The sequence below is a fragment of the Lentilactobacillus parafarraginis DSM 18390 = JCM 14109 genome, assembly GCF_001435895.1.
GTDB lineage: Bacteria > Bacillota > Bacilli > Lactobacillales > Lactobacillaceae > Lentilactobacillus > Lentilactobacillus parafarraginis.
On record NZ_AZFZ01000001.1, the window covers coordinates 1 to 17,482 of the forward strand.

Consider the following 17,482-nt stretch of genomic DNA (forward strand, 5'->3'; position numbering starts at 1 on the left):
TATACCTAAAATTCAGCGTTTCGTCAAGGGATTTTCAAAAAAAGATTCTATCTTCGGCGCGACAATCTTTTAACCCGCGTCACGCCGGCATTTACCATATTCTAGAGTAACGTCTCGTAACAAAATAAAAACCAATTACCCCAAAGCTCGGATAATTGGTTCAATATTAGTCTGAAAAATACCACACTGGCCTACTTCAATTCAGGGGCATCGGTTCGGTATAGGTTCATCGTCGACTTACCATCATTTTTGGCCTCGATACTTGTTGGATGCTGCTTCTGGGCCTTTTTCAAATTGGCGATGCCCTTTGTATACTGATAAGTAAAGTCCTTCGGGTTCACCTTTTTAAAGCCCTTCGGTGTGTAGAACCGAAGCAAATCGCCATAAATGACTCGATCCGACAACGACAGTTGGGTCGTCACATGGTTCTGAATGGCAGCAATTTGCTTTTTCTGCCGCGCATTCGGGGTGATTTCTTTTCCCGTCTTAGTTAGATAGACCGTACTGCCAACTTTCGTATACTCGGGGGTGACAAAATCACCATCCCGAAAAGCAACCCGCTGATCATGTTGTTTTGATAACAAATCCGTACCAAACTGAATTGTATTATTATCCTTAATACCCAACAAATGGAGCAGTGTTGGCAGAACATCAATTTCGCCGCCATAAGTATGGCGAATACCGCCCTTGAGATTCGGGGCGTGAACCATGAACGGCACCTTCTGGAATTGGGCCAGATCATAACTATTAACAGACTTCTTATGCAGCAGCTGGGCAATCGCCGGCCGATGGTTATTAGAAATGCCGTAGTGATCACCATACAAAACAATCATGCTGTTTTTATAAAGGCCCGTTTTCTTGAGGTAATTCAAGAACTCAGCAAAAGCCTGATCCAAATAATGGGCGGTCTGAACATACGGATCAACCGTATTATCCCCAGTTGTGGTAGCAGGGAAATCCTTGTTTTGCTTATCCAGCAAATAAGGATAATGATTGGTGAGTGTGATCAGCTTGGCATAAAACGGCTGTGGCAACTGCTGAATATAGTTAGCCGCATCCCTAAAGAAAATCTTATCCTTCATCCCATAACCAACATTATACGAAGGCTTGGACTTATAGTACTGTGAACTAAAGAAGTATTGATATCCCCATGATTTATAGGTGCTATCCCGATTCCAAAAGCTGGGAACGTCACCGTGAAATGCCGCCGTCGTGTACCCGTGCTGATCAAGAATCGCCGGGGCCGCCTGAAATGTATTTTGAGCGCCATAGGTCACCATTGCGGACCCTTGAGGCAGACCGTACAGGGAATTCTCCAACATCATTTCAGCATCGGAAGTCTTTCCTTGGGCCACTTGATGATAAAAATTGTCAAAGCTCAGAGTATGCCGATTCTTGAAGAATGCATTGAGATGGGGAGTAACCTCCTTGCCATCCACCTTATAATTAATCAAAAATTGCTGAAAGCTCTCCAAGTGAATGATAAAGACGTTCTTACCCTTTTCCTTACCAAAATACTCAGGATTGGCACTTGCCCGATTATTTTTCAAATATTTCAAAATAGAATTCATATCGCTGGCCTTGGCCTGAGAACGTGTTGTGGATTCCTTATGTGTTTGATAAGCATTAAAGGCAGCGTACTCATTAAGGCCCAAATACTTCACGATATAGTTGTTGTCAAACGTCCGGGTCAGCAGGCCAGACCGATCACTATTCGCCAATCCATACTCTCCGACCATCAACAGAACAGACAGCCCAGAGACAATGAGCGCGTACCGCTTTTTAAAGGGGTGCGCGTCAATGCGGATCACCTTAAACGCCAAGAGCAAGACCAGAATCACAACATCCAAAAACACGAAGAAGTCACTAAAACGGATGATTTCCATCAAGCTTTTCCCAAGGTTATTTTGAACGCTGCCGCTGCCCTTAATCGTCCCCATGGAGAGAAAATCCGAGAACTCCCGGTAATACACAATGTTGGCAAAGATCCAAATGCTCTCTAACAGATCAATCACCAGCATCAGCCAGTAAGATAAACGACCACTGAAATACAGCGCAATCCCAAAGGTGAGAATTGCGGCAGGAATTGGGTTCACAGCCAACAGAAACTGCTGCATGCCTCCCTTAGCACCAAGCGTAAATTTAGTTTGGTAAATAATATAGGTTTTAATACAAAAGAGAACAACTGCGAGTGTAAAAAAGCCCAATCGGGTATTAAAGAAATTTGAGAGACGATATTTCTTTTCGGGTATCATTCTGGTTCCTCCAAATGATTAACCGCCACTGAACAATCAGCGGTCAAATTTGCATTTTATCTGTAAAACATATTGCGACGCTGCCTCATAACTAGCCGGACGTGGAAGACGACTTCTTGGTATCGTCAATTTTATCAGGCTTTACAAGTAAGGCAATTGCGCCCACGATCATGCCAAAATAGTATGTCAAAATCCGCCATAGAATCATGGCCAAAACCAGCTTACTGTTGCTGGAAATAAAGCTGCCAAATAACGATTCAAAACTGAATTCGGCACCTCCTGAACCACCGGGAATTGGAAACAGCGAAATAATCATGACAATCATGATGTGAAGACTGGTAACCATGAACACATTGACGTTATAGTACCCCAGCGACAACATAATAAAATACGGAATTAAGTAGTAAAACGTCAATTGAACCAGCGTCAGTAAGACAACCTTCACCATTAAAACCGGCTGCCGACCAATCCGCACGCTTTCCTCGTACAGATTATCAATCTTTTCAAACAGCGTTATCTGCATCTGATAATACTTCTGATCCTTGACAAACCACTTAACGGGATGAAACAGGATTTTCGTAAGCCGCTTGGTAAACGACGGCCAGTACATCACCAGCAGCAAAGCGACAATGACAAAAAAATGAATCAAAAAGCCAAAAAGCACGAACAATGACAGATACTGCATTTTTGTGGCAACAAAATGAAACCCAATCACTAAACTAATAAAAAAATTGACAACGATCATGGCTTGATACACCACAAACTTCATCAACAGCACCGAGCTGGCCCGGCCACCATCAACGCCGGTTTGCAGCATGACGACCAACTGTCCGGGCTGTCCTCCAGATGAAAACGGGGTAATTCCGTTAAACAGCTGTTCGACCAGCGGCACGCGCAGCGCATCCTTGAAGGTGAAATTGGGAACTCGGTTGGATACTAAAACTTTGGTAATAATCCCCTCAACCAGTAAGTACACACAGATGCAGATAAAGGCGACCAACAGCCACCAAGGATCCAACGTGAAGAAGTCGTGGATTAGAACGCTCAGTTTGACATCCCTAATGGAATAGCCAATGATGAGAATTCCAATTAAAACCATTAATAAGAACGTGAGTTTATTTTTTCGAGACATACTTACCCTTCCGTAGCCTGCTGAGTGTAAAAGTCATACCAAATTTTTGCCAAATGACTTTCCGAATAACGTTGGCTTGCAATAACCGCTTTTTGAGTGAGTTTATCAAGCTCGTCGGGAGCCGTCAACAGGTTCTGAAGTTTCTGATTCATATCATCAACGTTCTTTGCCGGCAAATAGTACCCCGCAATAATTGCCTTATACAGCTCAAGATCTCGAAGCATCACCGGTGTCTGAGTGGAAAAAGCCTCCAGAACAGACATCGGAAACAGTTCGTTATAGGACGGCAAAATAAACAGGTCGGCCATATTGTAATAGTCAACCATCTTCGACCGGTCAATAATGCCCGGAAACGAGAGGTTGGCTGGGGGATCCTTAACAAATTTTTCCAACTCCGCATAGCCTTCAGTGATCTTACCAAAAGAAAAACCACCGGTCCAAATAAATTGGATGGCCGGGTTTAACTTGGCAAGTTTAATGAAATCTAAAACGCCCTTGCGCGTTTGGATTTGACCGCTGCCGAGCACGGTAAAGCGCTTCGGGTCATACCCCCGCTCCTGACGCAGCGCAATTTTTGTTGCCTGATCACCCGGATGAAATTCCTCCCGGTTCACAAAGTTAGGAATATAGGTAATCTTGTCAGCAGCAATCCCGTATTTTTCCAGCTTGGGAATAAACGACGGGTTGACCACCACAATGTGATCCATTCGTTTATAAAAGGCAATGACGTACCAGTAAAAGATCCGCCGAAACGGCTGGGGAATCTTAACGCTGCCCTCCAACGTTTCAGGCAGAAAATGAACGTAGCCAATTTTGCGCCCCCGTTTTTTTGAAAAGGTCGACAAATAAAAACTGGGATTGATCGTGTGGTAGTGGCTGATATCGGCTGGCGAATAATCGTTAACCTTAATTGAAAACTCATTCGGGAAATGTTTTTCGAGCATGGCAATCAATTCAGAATAGGCGCTGCCAACGCCCTGACCCTTCACCTTGGTAGCTGTTGAGAACATATTGATCTTAAGCATACTAACTCCTTTAACAATTATGATTCAAGATTCGAGGCGGTTGAGTTTTTCTGCAGCTGCTGCTCAACCGTCACGTTTTGGTAGAAATCCACAACCCGTTTGCCAAAGGTCTCAGCTGAGATTTCATGAAGCTTACGAGTTAAAAGGGCCTTGGCCTTGGAATTATGCGTATCAACGGGATGTTCAAGATATTCGGTTACAATATCGACAAATTCAGTTGGTTGAGTAAACGTGCGGCCGAGTGTCACACTGCTCAATAAGCCGTCCGTGTAATCACTTGCGGTCACAACGACGGGTAATCCAGCAGCCATCGCTTCAATGTAGGTGAGCCCTTGAGACTCGGATTCCGAAGTTGAAACAAACACATTAGCGGCTTGGTAAAACGCGTTGACATGATCATTACTGATTTCACCGGTAAAAATAACGTGAGCCTCCAGTTTTAAATCGACTACCTGCTGCTCTAAGTCTTCCTTAGCCGGGCCGTCGCCAACAATCATCAACTTCACCGTGGGAACCTGGCGAACAATCTCTGGCAGCAGCTTAATAATCTCAGTAATGTTCTTTTCATACGCCAACCGGCTAATCGACAGCATCAAGGGGGCGTCCTGAGCAATCCCATATTTCGCCCGAATGTCATCGTCCACTGTCTTGGCATACATCCCCACATCAATACCGGTAGGAATGATGCGCATCTGGCATTTCACACCGTATTCGGTGAGCTTATCCAACACCCGATCGGACGGGGCAATGACGCCGGCAAGGTGATAGCAAAATGCCAGTGTCCCTTCCTTAACGTGAACCGGCTTCAACAGCTTGCCGTTGGCCACATAGTGCAAGTAATCTTCGTACATCGTGTGATAGGTATGCACACAGGGAATGTTTAAATTTTTAGCAACAAACTTGCCAATCATCCCCATCGAAAATTCAGTCTGGGTATGAACAATATCCAAATTCAATTCCTTGGCAATTTCGTACGCCTGAAATAACCCACGAACGGCAATCCGCCGATCAGTGAACGAAATGAAGGGAATACTGGAAAAGCGAAAAATATTATGTTCATATGTATCCTTATCAACGTGTGGATCCGTCGTGGTAAAGATGTAAACCTGGTTTCCCTCACGTTCAAGTTCATTTTTCAGCGTTTTAATCGAGGTTGCAACCCCACTTACTTGAGGAAAATAGGTGTCCGTAAAGATCCCAATATTCATTGAACAACCCCTCCTTTCTGAATTGCGTTCGGCCTGAAACCTTTTCAGGCTTGGCTGTCGGATTGGTTTGTGATGTTAAGCCAGCCATTAACTGGCCAAACATCATAACCACCGATCCAGCAAATGCGAGAACGTTGAAAAGCCTCGCCGTGCCGCGCTGACAATCATTGTAATTATATTTGTTTAACTGGGTGATTGCAAACCAGTGAAATAAGCAAAACAAGCTGCCAAACAGCATTAGAACGCCGTTAGCAGCTTGTTTTTAAGTTATTTATAAGTATCTAGGATTCATCAAGCGCCTGGTGGACGTATTTCAGAACTTCCTGACTCGTGCTGGCCATACTGACCGTTTTATTTGCCAAGGTCACCATTTCCCTGGAGTCCAATTCTTTAATTAGGGCCCGCGATTTCAGAATTGACGTGGCGCTCATTGAAAACTCGTTGAGTCCCATGCCAACAAGAATGGGAATTGCCTTTTGATCGCCAGCCATTTCCCCACACATGTAAGCGGGTGTCTGATTCTCATGACAGGCATCAATCACATGCTTAATCAACCGCAAAATTGCCGGATTGTATGGCTGATACAGATATGACACTCGGCGATTCCCCCGATCGGCCGCCATCACGTATTGGATCAAATCATTGGTGCCAATACTAATAAAATCGACCAGGTTGGTGAATTGATCGGCCAAAATGGCAGCCGCCGGGACTTCAACCATGATGCCCAATTTAATATCCCCAACCGCAACGCCCTTTTCAAGCAGCTTTTGCCGCTCATCTTCAAAGATGCGTTTTGCATGCTGAAATTCGATGGTTGTTGCAATCATTGGAAACATAATTGACAAATTTCCATACGCCGAAGCCCGCAGCAAAGCGCGCAGCTGCGTCCGGAAAATATCCGGTTGATCCAAACTCATGCGAATCGCCCGGTAGCCCAGAAATGGGTTGGCTTCGTGAGGCGTATGCAAATACGGCAGATCCTTATCACCGCCAATATCGGCGGTTCTAAAAATAACCGGTTTGCCAGCCATTTTTTGGACAACTGTTTTATAAATGTTGAATTGAGATTCTTCTGTCGGTAGGCTCTCGGAATCCATATAAATAAACTCAGTCCGAAACAAGCCGATCCCTTCGGCCCCATTTTCAATGGCGGCCTGCAAATCATCCAAAGTACCGATATTAGCTGCTAAAATGGGATGCTTGCCGTCCGAAGAAGTCGTTGCTTCATCCTTAAAGGCAGCCAGCTGACTCGTTCGGGCCTGAAAATCACGAATTTTCGCTTGGTAACGGTGTTTTTCTTCTGGCGTTGGTCTGACAATCACGTTGCCGGTTAACCCGTCAACGATGACCTCATCACCATTGTGGATATCTGCGAGGTCACCCTGAAAGCCAACCACTGCCGGAATTTCCATACTGCGTGACATAATGGCTGAATGTGATGTTCGCCCGCCCATATCTGACACAATGCCCTTAACATAATTCGGCACAAACTGAGCGGTGTCGCTGGGCGTCAGGTCATGGGCAATCACGACCACTTGATGATCAATTAAGGCCGGGTCGGTTAATTTGACCCCTAACAAGTGAGAAAGCACACGCTTAGTCACGTCGTTAATATCGGTCGACCGCTGTTTAATGTAATCATTATCAGTCATTGAATTAAAAATTTTAACATAGCCGTCAGACACGGTTTTTAAGGCATATTCTGCGTTAACGCGTTGCGACAAAATTGTATTTTCGATCCGCTTAAGAAACTCAGGATCCGACAAAATCGCAATGTGTGCTTTAAAGACCTCAGATTCATGAATGCCGAGGTCTTTTAAAGTGCGTTGTTGAATTGTTCGAAGCTCCTGCTTAGAAATATCGATTGCCCGATGCAACCGACTCATTTCATGGTCAGAATCATCGACGGTTTTTTTGTCGAAACTCAAATTAGGATCAGTCAACCGAAATGCAGATGCAATTGCAATTCCGTCGCTTGCGGCGATCCCTTTAAACATTGTCATGAACTTAATCAGTCAATCCTTCGCTCTTCATCGTTTCGCTAATGGCATCAAGAGCTTCCTTTTCGTCTTCACCGTCTGCAGTGATCGTAACGGACGCACTTTGACCAACACCCAGTGACATAACACCCATAATTGACTTCAGATTTACTGACTTTTCTTGATATTCAAGGGTAATATCTGAGTTAAATTTGCTGGCAGTCTGAACTAATAAAGTTGCTGGACGGGCGTGGATCCCGGTTTCTGCAGTGATGTTGTACTGACGTTTTTCCATTTCAATCATTCTCCTCTGGTCTATAATAAGAAGGAAGATTCAAAAAACAGTGACCGTGCCAGCTGGTACCCCAGCAAAGCACGGATGTTCGAATTGACCTTCTAAAAATTATTCCTTACTCATCTAAGAATAGCAATATATCAGCGAAAATACAAGCTTTACATTAACCGCTTACAGGGTTTTTAGGATTTTTTCTCCTGGGGATTACTCTCAAAAACGTAAGTAACCACCCCGCCCTGATCAGCAGTGCCGATGACCCGCTTTCGTTTGTCAAAGTTCATAAAGGCCACCTGAAACGCCATGAAATCCTCTGGATGAACGGTAAACTTGTCGATATCGCCGTTAGCCAACTGTTCTAGTAATTTGGGATAGTCGGTTTCTTCTGCCATTAATTGATCACTTCCTTATCCTCTATTATATGGGATTGCCCGCCGGGGTGCCAATTTAAAACTAGGAAACTAATCAAATATCGAAGGGAGGTTCAATTACTTGATTCCGATTGATGATGTTGTATAATTACAGTCAAAGGTCAAAGTTGGTCAGTGATTCATCAGCCACTTATTTGTCCTTTTACTTTCTATACTAAAGGAGGAAAGCAATTAATGCTATGCCAAAATTGCCATAAGAATCCAGCAACCATCCACCTCTACACGAACGTGAATGGCCAACGGCAAACGATTAATCTTTGCCAAAATTGCTATCAACTCCTCTCTAATAAACAACGGAATACAGGAGGTGCTCAAGATATGGCACAAGATCCATTCGGCTTTGGTGGCCTGGATGACATTTTCCGTGCAATGCAAGGCGGAAACGTTGATCCAAACCAGCAGCCACAAACCCCGCCTACTCAGCCAATGGGGCCCAATAATGGCCGTGGTAATGGGGGTCGCTCCGGCGGCAACACCCTACTCGGTCAATATGGGATTAACATGACCCAAATGGCCAAGGACGGTAAAATTGATCCGGTCATTGGTCGTGACAACGAAATCCAGCGGGTTATCGAAATCTTAAACCGGCGGACGAAGAACAATCCGGTCCTGATTGGTGAGGCCGGCGTTGGTAAAACGGCCGTTGTTGAAGGTCTTGCTCAGGAAATTGTTTCCGGCAACGTTCCTTCAAAACTTCAAAACAAGCAAATTATCAGACTTGACGTCGTTTCACTGGTTCAGGGAACCGGAATTCGTGGTCAGTTCGAACAACGAATGCAACAACTGATTAAAGAAGTTCAGGATAATCCGGACATCATCCTCTTTATCGATGAAATTCACGAAATTGTCGGCGCCGGAAATGCTGAAGGCGGCATGGACGCTGGTAACGTTTTGAAGCCGGCTTTGGCGCGTGGTGAGTTCCAGTTAATCGGTGCTACCACCCTCAAGGAATACCGGGACATTGAAAAAGATTCAGCTTTAGCCCGCCGGCTTCAGCCAGTCACGGTTGACGAACCCTCGCCTGAGGAATCCGTCAAGATCCTTAAGGGAATTCAGAAGCGCTACGAAGATTACCACCACGTTAAATACACCGATGACGCCATCGAAGCAGCGGTTAAACTCTCTGATCGTTACATTCAGGATCGTTTCCTGCCAGATAAAGCCATTGATTTATTGGATGAAGCTGGTTCGCGCAAGAATCTCACCATCAATGCGGTTGATCCGCACACGGTTGAAGAAAAGATTCAAAGCGCGGAAAAACAGAAGCAGGCTGCTCTAAAGAGTGAAGACTATGAAAAGGCCGCCTACTACCGTGATCAGGTAAACAAGCTTGAAAAGAACGCTAAATCTGACAACATTGATTCAGCCGATACGCCAGAAGTAACCGCTGAAGATATGGAAAAGATCGTTGAAGAGAAGACTGAAATTCCAGTCGGCGAACTGCAGGCTAAAGAACAGCAACAGCTTCGAAATCTTGGACCAAACCTTGAGAAACACGTGATTGGTCAAAATGAAGCGGTTGAAAAGGTTGCCCGGGCAATTCGTCGTAACCGGGTTGGCTTCAACGGCACCGGCCGGCCAATTGGTTCATTCCTCTTCATTGGTCCTACCGGTGTTGGTAAGACCGAATTAGCTAAGCAATTAGCTTATGAGCTGTTTGGCTCGAAGGATTCCATGATTCGCTTTGACATGTCCGAGTACATGGAGCCACATTCAGTCGCTAAATTGATCGGTTCACCGCCCGGCTACGTTGGCTACGAAGAAGCTGGTCAATTAACTGAACAGGTTCGTCGCCACCCATACAGCTTGATTTTACTGGATGAAGTTGAGAAGGCCCATCCGGATGTGCTTCATATGTTCCTGCAAATTCTTGATGATGGTCGCTTAACTGATAGTCAGGGACGAACGGTTTCGTTCAAAGACACGATTATCATCATGACCAGTAATGCCGGTCAGGGTGATTCGGAAGCCAACGTTGGCTTTGGGGCAGCCGCTTCCGGCAAGACCCATTCCATCATGGACAAGTTAACCAACTACTTCAAACCAGAATTGCTCAACCGATTTGATGATATCGTTGAATTCAACCCACTCACCAAGGACAACCTGCAAAAGATTGTTTCTCTGATGATTGATGAAGTTAACGACATGCTCAAACAACAAGGACTGTTCATCAACGTGACTGACAAGGCAAAGGCTAAGTTAGTTGATCTTGGTTACAATCCTGCAATGGGGGCTCGTCCCCTTCGGCGGGTCATTCAGGAACAAATTGAAGATAAGGTCGCTGACTTCTATCTCGATCATGAAGGTTCGGCTCGCTTAACTGCTGACGTCAATAAAGATGGAAATATCTTTATTACCACTGACAGTCAGAGTCAAACCGCTTCCTCAACGGCTTCAGACACTAAAAAGTAAGTAAAATTATCAAAAAAAGACGGACTACGGTTCGCCTTTTTTAATACATACAATCGCCCAGCTCATTTTTTAAAAAAATTATCAAAAACGGCTCCGAAGCTTTTCCGGTCAGCGGGCTATGATATAATTTTCTGTAGGACGTTTCCTGGGGGCAAATTGACATGACACTATTGAGTTGGATAAAAAAACAACTAAACATCATTACACCGAGTATCCATCCAGCCGAACACCGGCGCCACGCTCGCCACATGGATTACCATCGCAAAAAACGGGTAAAATTCACCGAGCCAAATTCGGCTTCAAAACCTGAGGCGCCCACTAAGCCTCAGCCCGATACCCAAAACCAAAACGATGAGCTCAATGGTGAGAGGCCCACTGCGGCAGCGAAACAGGCCACCAGCGGCCCCGCAGCCAATTCACGGGTCATCTTCAGCTACCTAGACGAAGACGATGCCCCAATTGGTCAATCCGACATTTTAAACGGGGTTGCCGGCGAACCAATTCATTTCAAAATTCCGGATTTTTCCGACTACTACCTCACCGCGATTGACAACTTTACGGCGACCTTTGACTCTCAGGATCAGGAAATCACCCTTCACTTTGCCCGAAAAGAGGGCTTACCTGTGATGGTTTACACCATGGACACCGATACCCGCACCATTTTACAGTCGGTGCAACTGCTGTCGGGAAAACTTGGAAAACACTATTCGGTAACGGCTCCAGAAATTGACGGCTATCGGTTAACCAGCAGTGCTGGTCAGACATATGGCAACTTCGACAATCAAACTCACGGTATTGTTTTTTACTATCGAAAATCCAACTGGCGGGTTGTCCAACCAGTGACCTATTACGTTAAGTTAACCGCCAATCACCAAGTCTTTGGCGATCCGGGCGGTCAAGCACTGCGCACAGGCCTTCCGGCAAACGTGATTATTAAAATCTTTGCCCGCATTGACACAACTGATGATGTTAGCTGGTTGAATATTGGCGGTTCCGAATGGATTTTAAATGCCAACTTGGAACCCAGTGATTTACCGAGTTACGCGCTGGTTGCCGACATTACCAAAACATCACGAAACCCCGTCCGGCTGGCGGGCACCATTTCATTTGTGCCCGGAAAATCGATTGCCCTCTTCGATCAGCCATATGGCAATCAAGTCGGTTCTTTAGCGGACGGCAGTCGCGTGTCAATTTCGGCGACGATTGTGGACGATCAGGACTTAATTTGGTACGAGCTGGCGGATCATCGCATTGTTCCCCAACGATATCTGAAAATTGATCAATAAGGGGAAAAATCGATTTCAAATACCTATGATCCCCGTGACTACCCGCCGGCATTGTTATTAGCTGGCGGGTCTCATCGGATGGCAAACCGTCCACACGTTATCTTCTAAAGCCCCCAATAAACTGGCAGAAAATTGAAAGTGCCCACCAATGCTTAGACAAGTCAGTCTAATCATTGGTGGGCACTTCGTTTTATCGTTGGTTTTTTATAGATTTTTATCCATGTTAAACGTTAACTTTGAGAGATTGAGTGACTTTTCAAAAAGGGTGTGAATCATGTGCTCAGTGGCAATCCGCATCATTTTAACCATTTGATGATTTTGCTCAGTCAAATAGTTGGATAATTCAGTCCCTGAAAGGCCAGCAGCCTCATCGATGGTTTCTTGAACATGTCGGCGTAGCTTTTCCTTAGAATCAGTCAAGAAATCAACATCGTCTTGAATCAGCTCCGAATAGTGGGCCTCAACCAAGACAGACAATTTCCGATACATCCAGTACGCACTCTTGTCATCACAGTGAACCGGAGTGTTTTCGTAACTCTCATCAGTCCGGTCAGAATTAGCAAAGAATGGGACGTATGGTGAAAATGCGGGAACACCGAAGTTCAACCACATAATCGCACTACAATCCGTATCCACGTCGTTTCTGATCTGCAAAACGTGGGAATTTTGAGTTCGGTTCATTGAGATCGGGCGAAAGAGGGTCTTAGTTTCTTCATTTCCCCGACTCAACGGATCGTATTCGGTCTCATTGTAGTGAGAACTTAAAATATACTCAACATCTTCAACGCTGATCTTTTTGTCAGTTCGGCAAATGAAGGGCAGGTCGGACGATGTCGGTGACTGGGCAATTTCCGGATTGAGATAACGTTGGCCAAACCAAACGCGTGGCGTGTTGTAATGACGATCCTTTTCGTTATCGGTTCCAAATATCCGCCGGAAATTAAATCCTTTGTGATTGGTGTTAAGATGATATTTTTCAACAAACGCCTGGATACCGTCAGAATACATAAAGTTATCCGGATCATCAAAGTCAACCTGTTGAATCGCAACTTGATTGGCAGCAATTGCGTAAGCATCGTCAGGAATTCGCTGGGCAACCCAGTGATGGCCAGTCACAATTTCCATGTACCAAACTTCATCCTTGTCACTAAAGAGCACCCCATTACCCTCAGGGGAACCATACTGCTTAATTAATTTACCGAGGTACTGAACGCCATCACGCGCGGAGTCAATGTACGGCAGAACCATCGATTGTAATGAGTCTTCGGCAAGCCCGTCAACAACCAGCGGATCATATGCCAGCGCCCGTTCATTCCCGTAGACACTCTCGGTCGCACTCATGGCAACGTTTTTCTCGTTAAAGCCACTTTCAGCGTATACGCCCTCCTTGTCAACCTCAACGTTGGGGGTCAGTGAATAGCGGTAGCCGCTGGTCGGCAATGGCGCCGTGAACCCATTTTGATTGGATTTCCAAGTTTCGTGCCGGTCAGAAACCGCTGGGTTCACATAAAAGCGCTGCGGGGTTAACGGGAGAAATGTGTCGTCATTTCTGGCGATCATGGTCGATCCGTCAATCGATGCTTTCTTTCCTACCAATACCGTTGTACAAGCTGATAAATGCTTTGATGCCATTAAGAATCGCTTCTTTCAAAAATTATAGTTTAGCCGTTAATTCAACGTCGGGATACTTATCTTTGAACCAACGCATTGCAAATTGATTTTCAAATAAGAAGAGTGGCTGACCCGCCCGATCTTTGACCAGCAGGTTTCTCGATGAGGCCATTCTTGGATCCAACTGATCAGGATTAACCCAGCGGGCAATTTTGTGCCCCAGTGGTTCCATGTTAACGTCGGAATTATATTCGTTTTTCATCCGGAATTGGAACACTTCAAACTGCAGTTGGCCAACGGCCCCAAGCACGTAATCATTCGTGGTCGTTGACTTGTACAGCTGAACCGCTCCTTCTTGGACCAACTGGTTAATTCCCTTATGAAACGACTTTTGCTTCATCACGTTCTTCGCAGAAACCCGCACAAAAAGCTCGGGAGTAAATTGCGGGAGCTTCTCAAATTCAACCGGAGATTTCCCGGTATAAATCGTATCGCCGATCTGAAAGTTGCCAGTATCGTACAGCCCAATAATATCGCCGGCAACGGCGGTATTGACATTTTCCCGAGTATTGGCCATAAATTCAGTCACATTGGATAAACGTAACTTTTTGCCGGTCCGAAACAGGTTAACGTCCATTCCCTTCTCAAACTCACCGGAACAGATTCGCACGAACGCAATCCGATCCCGATGGTTGGGGTTCATATTCGCCTGAATTTTGAACACAAATCCAGAAAATTGCTGAGCATCGGGAGCAATCACGTTGCCCTCCTGAGTTTTGTGGGCGCTTGGCGCTGGCGCATATTTAAGATAGGCATCGAAGAAAGTCTTCACCCCAAAGTTAACTAGGGCTGAGCCAAAGAACACTGGGGTTAAATCCCCAGTCGCGATCTTTGCTTCATCAAATTTATTGCCCGCCATATCTAATAAATCAACGCTATCCTTGGTTTCCTTGAACTGGTCATCTTCGGCTAATTCCGGATTATCTACTGGATTATTGTCATCATCCAGGGCAACCATTTTGCTTTTCTGCTCATGGGTATAAAGTTCAACGCGGTGATTATACCGATCAAAGATTCCCTCAAGTGTCTTGCCCATTCCAATTGGCCAGTTCATGGGGTAAGCTTGGACCCCCAAAACCGTTTCCAATTCGTCAATGAGATCCATTGGGTCACGGCCATCCCGATCCAGTTTATTCATAAAGGTAAAGATCGGGATCCCCCGCATCTTACAAATTTGAAATAATTTTTTCGTTTGCGGCTCAATTCCCTTTGCGGAATCGATTACCATGACAGCTGAATCAACAGCCATCAACGTTCGATAAGTATCTTCTGAAAAATCCGCATGTCCAGGGGTATCCAGGATGTTAATCCGTTTACCACCGTAGTCGAACTGCATCACAGAGCTGGTAACTGAGATGCCCCGCTTCTGTTCAATTTCCATCCAGTCTGACTTGGCAAAGTTACCGGTCTTTCTGGCCTTAACGGTTCCGGCTTGACGAACCACCCCGCCAAACAACAGCAGCTGCTCGGTAATCGTCGTCTTTCCGGCATCCGGATGGGAGATGATCGCAAAGGTCCGCCGCGTGTTGTCCCTGGTTTGTAATGTTTGATTACTCATGTTGCCTTCCTTTCAAGCGTAAAATAACTCATTAAGTTTAACACAGTTCAGTTCGAAAAAGTGGCTGAGACAAACCGATATCCTGTCTCAGCCCTTTCGCATCTGTCCGAATCTTCTATGACAAAACGGGCGACTAAAAGCAACTTCCTGCCGGATAAATAACTCGCTTTTTGTCTCACGCGCTTCAAAGAAAGTTGATTAAACGCCACTTTCAATTTGATGCATGACATAATTAACAACCTTTAGCGAACTCAACCCATCGTTGATCGCGCAGAACCGGTTATAGAAGTTCATAAACCGCTGGTTGGCGCTCATATCGGAATGCCCCAGGGCGTGGTGAATTTCTGCCAGCAACTCTTCGGAGTTATGGGCGATTTTGCCCGGTAAATCTCGTTCGTAATTAAGGTAAAAGCCCCGTAATTCTTCCTTATACAGATGGTAATCGTAAGGATAGAACAGAATTGGCCGTTTCAAATACGCATAGTCGAAGAAGACTGACGAGTAATCAGTGATCAAAAGGTCTGACACCAGGTACAGGTCACTGATATTTGGATAGTTTGAAAAGTCATAAACAAAGTCCGAATAGTCCGAAATATCCAAGGCGTTGGAAATCAGATAGTGCATTCGTAGAATTAAGACGGTGTCCTCACCAAACGACTTGCGAAAATCATCGAGACTAAACGGCAACTCAAAGGTGTACTTCCCCTTCTCGGCAAACTGATTATCCCGGTAGGTTGGCGCGTACATGACCACTTTCTTGTCCAGCGGAATTCCAAGCTGGTTCTTGATTGCCGTAATATCATCGGGAGCCGTATTGATAAGCTCGTCATTTCGTGGATAACCAATCTTCAGGATCTGATTGTTAAACCCGAATGCCGACCGGAAAATTTGGGTGGAATAATCGTTAGGTGATACCAACGCGTCCCATCGGTTGGCTTCCTTAACGAAGTTACGATGATACTTAGCCGTTGTTGTTCCTGGCATTGAAACGTTTTCAATGTCCAGGCCCAGCTTCTTGAGCGGCGTTCCGTGCCAGGTCTGAATATAGGTTACATAACTGGGCTTCTTAACCCATGACGGGAAGCGGGCGTTACTGATCCAAAACTGGGATTTTTCCAGAACCCGCACCCATTTATTGGTCCGCCGAATCACGTAGCTAATCTGATTCTGTTTACAAAAGGCTTTCTGCGAACGATCGATTGACCAAACCATCCGGATTCCCGGATAGAGCGTTTTAAATAACTGGTAAATGGCGTAGGGGCTGTCACTGACCTGCCGACCGCCAAAACTTTCAAAAATAATGGTGGTATTCTCATAGGGTGAATGCCCAGATTTGAAGAGGAATCGCATTCTGGCTAAGTTCAGCTTATCCTGAACCATTCGGCAGACATCCAGGACACCGTGGGCTTTTCCACCGGCAGCGGCAACTTTTTGCAGCAGCGATGCGCCCTGGAACTCCTTAACAAGAATGCCATTGTCAAACCGCTTCTCAATGGTGATCACCCGGTTATTCGGTAAGTCGGCTTCAACCGACTGGCCAGCCAGTGATTTGGAAATGATCATCCGTTGGAGAATCTGCCGATCATTTAATGTGTACTCCACAAAGAGTTCGCCGACAGAATCCTTGGGAATATCGGTTAGCGGGATCGCAACTTTGAACATCCCCGCAAACATAGTTTGAGAAACCGGATAATCCAACTTGCCATCGTTAACCCGATTCTTCAGAATAATCCGCTGGTCTTTAATCGGGGTTCCGTTAATCTTGTTATAACCCGTAATTTCCAAATCGGTATCGGTCAAGTTAACCGAGTTAATCATGAAGTCCTGATCGGATTGGTGGGTGCGAATGTTAAACAACGCCATCCCCGCCGCATCACTGTTGAACTGGTAGTAACTCGTTAATTCAAGCTGGTGGCGATCACTTAAATATTCACTTTCAACCTGAATCACATTTTTTTGATCGGTCGCGTTATCCACTAAGAAAATCTGCCATTCAAACTCCGTCTGATCAGCGGCTTCAAAGTGAAAATCCTGGGCGTTGATTTTAACCCGGATAATGTTGTGGTTGAGCAGCTTCGTAATCGGCTTCATTACCGAAGCCAAACTATTCTTTTCAACAAACAGCATGTATGCGTGTTCTAAAGAGCTGGTGACGTCCAGTAACTCAAATTCTAAAACTTGGGTGCCCCTTTTTTGATGGACTCCCGACAATATCGCTCGCAATTTTTACGTC

12 protein-coding genes are annotated in these 17,482 nt (G+C 45.4%); 2 read left to right on the forward strand and 10 right to left on the reverse strand.

What is annotated here, in order from left to right; all coding sequences use genetic code 11:
- Window positions 1-191: 191 nt before the first annotated feature.
- The 7 genes from FD47_RS00005 to FD47_RS00035 form a co-directional block, all read right to left on the reverse strand.
- The gene (locus FD47_RS00005) at window positions 192-2,255 is read right to left on the reverse strand and encodes an LTA synthase family protein (RefSeq protein WP_054732158.1); all 2,064 of its coding nucleotides are present in this window, start codon (window positions 2,253-2,255) and stop codon (window positions 192-194) included.
- Window positions 2,256-2,346: 91 nt separating this feature from the next.
- Complete coding sequence (locus tag FD47_RS00010) at window positions 2,347-3,387, reverse strand: lysylphosphatidylglycerol synthase transmembrane domain-containing protein (protein ID WP_054732156.1); 1,041 nt, start codon at window positions 3,385-3,387, stop codon at window positions 2,347-2,349.
- Between the two features lie 2 nt (window positions 3,388-3,389).
- The gene (locus FD47_RS00015) at window positions 3,390-4,412 is read right to left on the reverse strand and encodes a glycosyltransferase family 4 protein (RefSeq protein WP_056979893.1); all 1,023 of its coding nucleotides are present in this window, start codon (window positions 4,410-4,412) and stop codon (window positions 3,390-3,392) included.
- 17 nt (window positions 4,413-4,429) lie between these two features.
- The gene (locus FD47_RS00020) at window positions 4,430-5,620 is read right to left on the reverse strand and encodes a glycosyltransferase family 4 protein (protein WP_054732154.1); all 1,191 of its coding nucleotides are present in this window, start codon (window positions 5,618-5,620) and stop codon (window positions 4,430-4,432) included.
- 281 nt (window positions 5,621-5,901) lie between these two features.
- Window positions 5,902-7,623 carry a phosphoenolpyruvate--protein phosphotransferase gene (ptsP, locus tag FD47_RS00025; protein ID WP_054732152.1) on the reverse strand — a complete coding sequence of 574 codons (1,722 nt, stop codon included), beginning with the start codon at window positions 7,621-7,623 and terminating at the stop codon, window positions 5,902-5,904.
- Window positions 7,624-7,627: 4 nt separating this feature from the next.
- Window positions 7,628-7,894 (reverse strand): phosphocarrier protein HPr, encoded by a 267-nt coding sequence (locus tag FD47_RS00030; RefSeq protein ID WP_040537668.1) that lies wholly within the window; start codon window positions 7,892-7,894, stop codon window positions 7,628-7,630.
- Window positions 7,895-8,076: 182 nt separating this feature from the next.
- The gene (locus FD47_RS00035) at window positions 8,077-8,283 is read right to left on the reverse strand and encodes a hypothetical protein (protein ID WP_008211966.1); all 207 of its coding nucleotides are present in this window, start codon (window positions 8,281-8,283) and stop codon (window positions 8,077-8,079) included.
- 213 nt (window positions 8,284-8,496) lie between these two features.
- Between FD47_RS00035 and FD47_RS00040 the strand changes: the two genes are divergently transcribed.
- Both FD47_RS00040 and FD47_RS00045 read left to right on the forward strand, forming a co-directional pair.
- Entirely contained in the window at window positions 8,497-10,734 is a 2,238-nt protein-coding gene (locus FD47_RS00040) for an ATP-dependent Clp protease ATP-binding subunit (RefSeq protein ID WP_056979894.1), read from the forward strand.
- A 161-nt stretch (window positions 10,735-10,895) separates the two neighbouring features.
- A complete protein-coding gene (locus FD47_RS00045; protein ID WP_054732151.1) occupies window positions 10,896-12,020 on the forward strand; it encodes a MucBP domain-containing protein in 1,125 nt (374 codons plus the stop codon).
- 204 nt (window positions 12,021-12,224) lie between these two features.
- On the opposite strand, the gene FD47_RS00050 is transcribed toward FD47_RS00045, so the two are convergent.
- The 3 genes from FD47_RS00050 to FD47_RS00060 all read right to left on the reverse strand — a co-directional run bounded on the left by FD47_RS00050 (window position 12,225) and on the right by FD47_RS00060 (window position 17,472).
- Window positions 12,225-13,652 (reverse strand): C69 family dipeptidase, encoded by a 1,428-nt coding sequence (locus FD47_RS00050; RefSeq protein ID WP_054732149.1) that lies wholly within the window; start codon window positions 13,650-13,652, stop codon window positions 12,225-12,227.
- A 22-nt stretch (window positions 13,653-13,674) separates the two neighbouring features.
- Window positions 13,675-15,249: a peptide chain release factor 3 gene (locus tag FD47_RS00055; protein ID WP_008211959.1), complete on the reverse strand. Its 1,575-nt coding sequence runs from the start codon at window positions 15,247-15,249 to the stop codon at window positions 13,675-13,677.
- Between the two features lie 198 nt (window positions 15,250-15,447).
- Entirely contained in the window at window positions 15,448-17,472 is a 2,025-nt protein-coding gene (locus FD47_RS00060; RefSeq protein WP_054732147.1) for a CDP-glycerol glycerophosphotransferase family protein, read from the reverse strand.
- Window positions 17,473-17,482: the final 10 nt, after the last annotated feature.